The organism is Roseicella frigidaeris (genome assembly GCF_003258945.1).
Taxonomy (GTDB): Bacteria; Pseudomonadota; Alphaproteobacteria; order Acetobacterales; family Acetobacteraceae; genus Paracraurococcus; species Paracraurococcus frigidaeris.
Genome location: NZ_QLIX01000060.1, coordinates 1 through 6,176, shown reverse-complemented (window position 1 = coordinate 6,176; position 6,176 = coordinate 1). Strand labels below are relative to the sequence as shown.

6 protein-coding genes, 1 pseudogene and 1 CRISPR repeat array are annotated in these 6,176 nt (G+C 65.0%); of the genes and pseudogenes, 2 read left to right on the top strand and 5 right to left on the bottom strand.

Going from position 1 to position 6,176, the window contains the following annotated elements; genetic code table 11:
- Window positions 1-199: 199 nt before the first annotated feature.
- The 4 genes from DOO78_RS26505 to DOO78_RS26495 all read right to left on the bottom strand — a co-directional run bounded on the left by DOO78_RS26505 (window position 200) and on the right by DOO78_RS26495 (window position 2,229).
- Window positions 200-400 carry a hypothetical protein gene (locus DOO78_RS26505; protein ID WP_111472883.1) on the bottom strand — a complete coding sequence of 67 codons (201 nt, stop codon included), beginning with the start codon at window positions 398-400 and terminating at the stop codon, window positions 200-202.
- A gap of 78 nt (window positions 401-478) precedes the next feature.
- On the bottom strand, window positions 479-634 hold the full coding sequence (locus DOO78_RS27795) for a hypothetical protein (RefSeq protein WP_165839107.1): 156 nt from the start codon (window positions 632-634) through the stop codon (window positions 479-481).
- Between the two features lie 137 nt (window positions 635-771).
- Window positions 772-1,137, bottom strand: coding sequence for a hypothetical protein (locus DOO78_RS27245; protein ID WP_128080180.1), 366 nt, complete (start codon window positions 1,135-1,137; stop codon window positions 772-774).
- 453 nt (window positions 1,138-1,590) lie between these two features.
- Window positions 1,591-2,229: an AAA family ATPase gene (locus DOO78_RS26495; RefSeq protein WP_165839106.1), complete on the bottom strand. Its 639-nt coding sequence runs from the start codon at window positions 2,227-2,229 to the stop codon at window positions 1,591-1,593.
- Between the two features lie 254 nt (window positions 2,230-2,483).
- On the opposite strand from DOO78_RS26495, the pseudogene DOO78_RS28335 reads away from it, so the two are divergent.
- Window positions 2,484-2,570 (top strand): annotated as a pseudogene (locus tag DOO78_RS28335) (integrase core domain-containing protein); the annotation flags it as partial.
- 495 nt (window positions 2,571-3,065) lie between these two features.
- On the opposite strand, the gene DOO78_RS26485 reads toward DOO78_RS28335, so the two are convergent.
- Window positions 3,066-4,001 (bottom strand): replication protein RepA, encoded by a 936-nt coding sequence (locus DOO78_RS26485; RefSeq protein WP_111472879.1) that lies wholly within the window; start codon window positions 3,999-4,001, stop codon window positions 3,066-3,068.
- Window positions 4,002-4,619: 618 nt separating this feature from the next.
- Here DOO78_RS26485 and DOO78_RS26480 point away from each other — a divergent pair.
- Complete coding sequence (locus DOO78_RS26480; RefSeq protein WP_207803085.1) at window positions 4,620-5,690, top strand: Fic family protein; 1,071 nt, start codon at window positions 4,620-4,622, stop codon at window positions 5,688-5,690.
- A gap of 61 nt (window positions 5,691-5,751) precedes the next feature.
- Window positions 5,752-6,024: a CRISPR direct-repeat array (repeat unit 29 nt; unit sequence CGGTTCATCCCCGCGCACGCGGGGAACAC).
- Window positions 6,025-6,176 lie beyond the last annotated feature (152 nt).

The window sequence follows — 6,176 nt, the reverse complement described above, 5'->3', positions numbered from 1 at the left end:
TGGAGCGGCGCACCCGCCGCGCCATCACCGCCTCAGCCGCCCATCCAAACCAAAAAAGCAACCCACACCCGCGCAGCAGACAGGCTTTTCAGCAGCCTGCTAGGTCCTCTGCGACGACGACAACTGGCGTACGTGCCAAAGCGGCGCTGGGGCACCAGGCGCTAGCGCCCAATCATCGAACTGCCATATGGCAATAGCATCATTTACCGCTTTGGTGATGCTGTTTGTCGAGCTCTTGGCGCGCGGTGCGCCAGCCGACGACCATGGTGAGCAAGGCGAGCAGGGTCTGGGCCAGATGCATCCAGCTGAGCGGGTCCCCGCCTGCCGGCGAAGCGTACCAGTCGGCGAAGAGGAAGAACCCGACCATCACGACGGCCAGGATGGCGAGGTAGACCTTCACCCGCGACCAGACCCAGCGGCCCGGCTGGTCGGCAGTAGCGAACGGAGCCCGGCGGTGTTGGGAAAGTCGCTTATGTCCCTACTCCCGCATAATCCTGATGGCCTTGATAACGCCGTAGAACCCGAACACGGCGATCATGGCGAGGTCAATCGTTTGGAACAGGTACGATAGCGGCAGACAGCCGTAGACCATCATCTCCTGCCTATGGTTGAGCGGCAGGATAAGGCGATCCACCGCTCAGGTTCACACGATCAGCACACCGGCGATCAACACGTGGGCAATCAGGACGACAGCCGCCCGCAGAGCCTTCTGGAGCATGTGCCACATCAAGTCGGCATCGAAGTATCATGATGCCGCATTGCCATATGGCGCTATTGCCCTCTCCTCTGTCGCTCGGACGGAACGCGCATCGGAGCGGCGATGCCCTTTCGCTGAGCCCACTCCTCGATCGCCTCCATGAGTAGGTCGTGGACCTTCACCTTCGGCCCGAGGGCCAGGGCAAAGCGCTTCAGCTCGTACTTACCTTCGGGGTGCAGGTAGACGATGGTCGGATCAGACTTGCTCTCCATCGGCCGACGGCGGGCGGCGTAACCCCCCTCCCCTACCCCGCTCGGGCTCGGGACAACCGGCGCTGTGGGTATAGGTGCCGGGACCACCTCGGTCGGGGGTGGTTCGGCCGCGAGCGGCGGGGTCAGCTTGACGGCGCCGCCATAGCTGACTGGCGGTGTTTTCGCCATGTTTTCACATCTCCAAAGCGCCACGGTATCATATGGCGATGTGACGATGTGATGATAGGGGCGGGCGGCTCTGACCTCGCCGATATTACCATATGGCAGAATGGTTATAGGATGAGATGGCAGGGGGCAGGGGCCTCCAACAGGATGGCCCCGGGTACTCCGCCTGCATGTGGCAGGTGAGCTGAGATGGCGGCCCAGACTGTCACGCTTCACCCACCGGGTCGCGGGGCGCGAACTCCGGCTAGCCGAAGCTGCCCGACAATGCGCGTACGCAAACGACGTCACTGCTAGAATATCATATGGAAAGATTGCCACAACGCCAAAGTGTTATATGGCAATATGGCAATTTTCTTGAGCGCGAAGATCACGTTGCTCAGCGCACGGCTGCTGCCAGAACTAACCGATTGCGAATATTTCCATTCTACCGTATTGCCATATGACGATGCGGCGCCATTACACAATGGCTTTGCGCCTTAGCCAGGCCCAGACCTCGGCCACCTCGGCGCGGGCCTTACTGGTCGGCTCGCGCTCCTGGATCGCTAGCGCCTCGGCCTGCGCGTACGGGTAGCTCAGCGTGTAGGTGAGGGGGGTCGGGCAATGCGGGATGCCCAATTCCTTCAGCCGTCCGAGCGCCAGTGACAGAGCCTTGGCCCGGTTACCGGGCGGGGTCTGGGTGAAAATCGTGGCGCTCGGCTTCTTCATCCGGTCCACGATCGCCCAGGTTGCCTCCAGGGCGCGGATGTCCATCGGGTTCGGCCGGGTCACCATGGCCGCGCCGGTCGAGACCTCCAGCGCGGCGTTGATCGCCGGGGCCGAGTGGGGAGGGGTGTCGATTACGATGAGGGACGCGCCCCGGTCCTGCAACTCCTTGACTACCGTGCGCAGCGACCGGGTCCCAAGTGAGATGACGGCCGGCGCGTCGATCCCAGCCTGCTCACGCTGACTGCCCCAGTCCGAAGCTGATTTTTGCGGATCGGCGTCGATGATGGCGGCGGCCATCCCCTGTCGAAGGGCTTCGATCGCCAAGCACTGAGCGACGGTGGTCTTCCCCGCCCCACCCTTTTGGCTGATCACAGACACCACCGACGCCATGGCACTATCCCCGATCGCCACATGATGCCGAAACCATAAGGGAACATGGCGATGCGGCGCTAGGGCCACTTTGCCATATGGCAACATGGCGTCTCTAGCTAAGTCTGGCCAAGCGTTAAGAGTGTGAAATGGGGCATATTTGGATTTATCCGCCGCCCCGGCGTAGTGCCGATGATCCTGCGGATCTGGATCTCGGTGACCCGCCGTAGCTCATCGTGATCGACATGGGCGGAGGCCAGATCGGTTGAACCCCGTTCAACACGCTCCGCGAAGCCCAGGTCGTCATCGAGGAATGGCAACAGCACCACAACCGCGTGCGGCCACACTCGTCGCTGGGCTACACCGCGGCTAACCAAGCGAGCGTGCTGCGGGGACTGGCGGTCTCGTCGACCGCCCATCGCGCGGGCGGTGCGCTCGACCTCTTCTGGAAGGGCGGCCCGAGCCTTCGGCTCCCGCGCCCGCACGGCGTCGGCAACCTCGGCCCAGTCCTCATGATCTACGACGCGGCTTCTCTTGTCCGGCAATCCAACTCTCGGCAGAGGTTAGCCCCGGGGGCGGCGGTCGGAAACGGGGGGCTGGGGATTCCATCGATAGCCGGAACCTTGGCAAGGCCCTATGCCCCGGGTCGGCCCCACGGATTCAGGGGTTCCATGAAATCGCCATCTGGCGGTGTCCGAAACCAAGGATTTCCATTGGGGACTCGATCGAGCCCACCCACCGGATTGCCCGGCGCATGGCCCAGGGACCGGCTCGGGGGCGGATGGGGATTCTATCGATAACGCTCCTGGCACGGGACTCCACCGAGCCTCGTTCGAAGCCTTGTCGGACTCGACCCCTCAGCAGGGCTGGACGGCGATCAGCTTTGGCGCCACCGGTGGCCGGGACGGCTTCAGGATGACCCCCTCGTCGACGACCTCGACCTTAGCGGCCGGGTAGACCGCCGTCGCCAGCGCGAGGACGTGCGGGAAGCGGGCTTTGAAGTGGTGCTGGTGCTTGAAGCTGGCGCCGTGCTGGGCCTTCAGGGCCTTCCAGGTTACGAGCTTCGGCGCCGACAGCGAATGGAGCCGGTAGGCCAACCAGAGATAGCAGTCGATGGCCGGGCTGTTGTTCGCCAGTGCGCGGATCGCCGACTCCTCGAGGGGCACTGGGTGTTTCTTTAGCTGCTCGAAGAAGCCGTGGCTGAGTCGGGCGGCTTCTAGGTTCAGCCGTCCTTGTCGCTCGTCGCCTGGCGCATCGATCATCAGGGCGCCCTCCATGATGGACTGGTTCACCAGCCCCTCGCGGCCTGCGCCGAATAGGTGGAAGGTAAGGCGGCAGCGGGAGATGAGCTCGGCCTGCTCTCGTACGGACCTGCCGGAGTTGCCCCCCCATGGCACCCCCATACGCTGCATCCAGTCCCGGTAGGACCGGCCCAGTTCGACCTCCGGGGAGTTAGTCCTCAATGCCTCTTGTTGGAGCCAGAGGAGGATGAGTCGGCTGTGGCTGCCGAAGGGAACTGACGTCCATTCCAGCGGGCCGTCCTGTGAGATCGGACGGCGGCCGGGTTCGACCACCAGCCGCATCCGGTCGGACGCGACCTCCCATGGCTGCCCTGGAGGTAGGCGCTTGTGCGGCAGAGCGCACTGGGCCCAGCCGGAGTAAGCGAAGCTGAGGGCGTTGTCCTCGTCGGCCATGTAGAGGGAGGCTGCCTCGAGCACATCCCGGGGCGCGACGTTGGCTTCGATGGCTGCACGCTTGCCCTTGGCCTCCAGGATGTCGTGGATCTGGCCCATAGCCCCGCTCCGCTTGGTCTCCAGCTGTTTCGACGGTGGGCACAATGCAGCGCCTTACCCCCGGATGTCGCTGGGGATTCCATCGAGACAAACTACTAGGGGAATATTTGTCTTATTAGTTTGCTCGATGGAGTCCCCGGGATAACTCGGCGACTCGTTGAATCTCTAGGAGGTCGCGGTCCGCGGACTCTCGATGGAATCCCCAAATTCCTCGATGGAGTCCCCAGCGTGGCATGTGAGCGGAGGGCGCCGGTTATCGATGGAATCCCCAATCTGGGGCCGGGCGATGCCGCGACTCGGGTAGGGGGAGTAGTAGCTCGCACTGGGCGGCGCATTGCGGATGTTGGGCGGCTTTCAAGCCGGCCACAAAGCCGGCCACACAGCTGGCCAATGGCGATTGTTTCCTCAAATATATCTGCTAGTTATGCTCATATGGCAGCCGGCCAAAAGATAGTGCGAAATGCGGGCCCCGCATCGCTAACACTCGTGCCAGGCGAGGAGCAGCCGGCGTGGCCGGTGCTCCGCGACCTAGCATTCCTCCTTGGAGCCGAGGCGGGTGGGCTCGCTGGGCGTCTCGCCCCGACGACTGCCTCCGCAGTCGGCGACCTCGTCCGAGGGATGAACTGCTATTACTCGAACCTCATCGAGGGCCACGACACGAGGCCCGTGGACATCGAGCGGGCCCTACGCTCTGACCTCGAAGCGGAGCCGAAGCGGCGCAATCTCCAGCTCGAAGCGGCCGCCCACATCGCCGTTCAGGCGGCCATCGATGGGGGTGAGCTGGACGACCGCGCCGCGCCGTCCGAGCTAGCGGTGGAGATCCATCGGCGGTTCTACGAGCTGATGCCGGCGGAGCTCCGCTTCGTCGAGGAGCGAGGGAGCGGCCGGCTGGTCGAAGTGCTTCCTGGCCGTCTCCGTGAGGGGCACGTCGAGGTCGGCGACCACGTCGCGCCGCCGCCAGATGAGCTCCCGGGCTGGCTGAAGCGGCTGGATGAGGGCGCACCCGAGCGCTTCGGCCGCGCCGACCGGCTGGTGGCAATCGCGGCCCTGCACCATCGGCTGCTCTGGGTCCACCCCTTCGCTGACGGCAACGGGCGAACGGCACGCCTGCTTTCGCATGCATTGCTGCGCCGCGCCGGCGTGGGCTCTGCGCTCTGGTCGGTCTCGAGGGGGTTGGCGCGCCACGTGGACGCCTACAAGACGCACTTGGCACGCGCGGACGCGCCGCCGCAAGGCGCGCTGGATGGGCGCGGAATCCTGTCCGATGGACGCCTGTCCGACTTTTGCCGGTTCTTCCTGGCCGCCTGCCTTGATCAGGTGCGCTTCATGGCCGCCTTGCTCGCTCCCGAGGCGCTGTCGAGCCGCGTCCGGGAATTCGTCGCGGCGGAGGCAGCCGGAGGTCGTCTGGATCCGCGCGTCGGCCCACTCCTCGAAGCCGCCGTGCTCTTCGGCCGTGTCCCCCGCGGCGACGTCCCCGGCCTAGTTGGGACCAGCGACCGCCAGGCACGACGGCTGGCAAAGCCGCTGGTTGATCGTGGGCTTCTGACCGGGACGAAGGATGCCCCGTTCAGGATCGCCTTTCCGCTCGGAGAGACCGAACGGCTGTTCCCTCACCTTTGGGCGCCGGCCGGCGTCGCCAGCGGTTTGCCGCCTCTGCCCGAGGTCGAGGAGGCGCTGCGGCGGCCATAGGCGGTGCCGATCCAGGCTGAGACGATGCGGTGCTACGCGATGACGTGGGCGCGTTCGGCGACAGTTCATCCCCGCGCACGCGGGGAACACGAGGCCGTCGTCACCGCCGGCCTGATCGTTGACGGTTCATCCCCGCGCACGCGGGGAACACGTCGCCGAGACATGGCGCGGCCTCTCCGAAACCGGTTCATCCCCGCGCACGCGGGGAACACGGTCGGGGCCAAGGTCACTCGGAAGGGATAGCCGGTTCATCCCCGCGCACGCGGGGAACACCATTTAGCGGCACTCCCTGCCTGTTAGGGCGGCGGTTCATCCCCGCGCACGCGGGGAACACGGCGGCAGCGGCGCGGAAGCTCTGCTCGGCCTCGGTTCATCCCCGCGCATGTTGAATGCCAGTGAGAGCTGACCCGAGATTGCCATGAGGAATTGACCCGGGTTGTGGATGGAGGAGCGGGGTTTTCGGTCTGGTCAGGTGAGTTGTGGCTT

Bases quoted from the DNA above. Each gene is read 5' to 3' on its own strand.
- DOO78_RS26480 (WP_207803085.1), top strand. From the start codon at position 4,620: ATGAACTGCTATTACTCGAACCTCATCGAGGGCCACGACACGAGGCCC.
- DOO78_RS27245 (WP_128080180.1), bottom strand. From the start codon at position 1,137: ATGGCGAAAACACCGCCAGTCAGCTATGGCGGCGCCGTCAAGCTGACC.
- DOO78_RS26495 (WP_165839106.1), bottom strand. From the start codon at position 2,229: ATGGCGTCGGTGGTGTCTGTGATCAGCCAAAAGGGTGGGGCGGGGAAG.
- DOO78_RS26485 (WP_111472879.1), bottom strand. From the start codon at position 4,001: ATGGGCCAGATCCACGACATCCTGGAGGCCAAGGGCAAGCGTGCAGCC.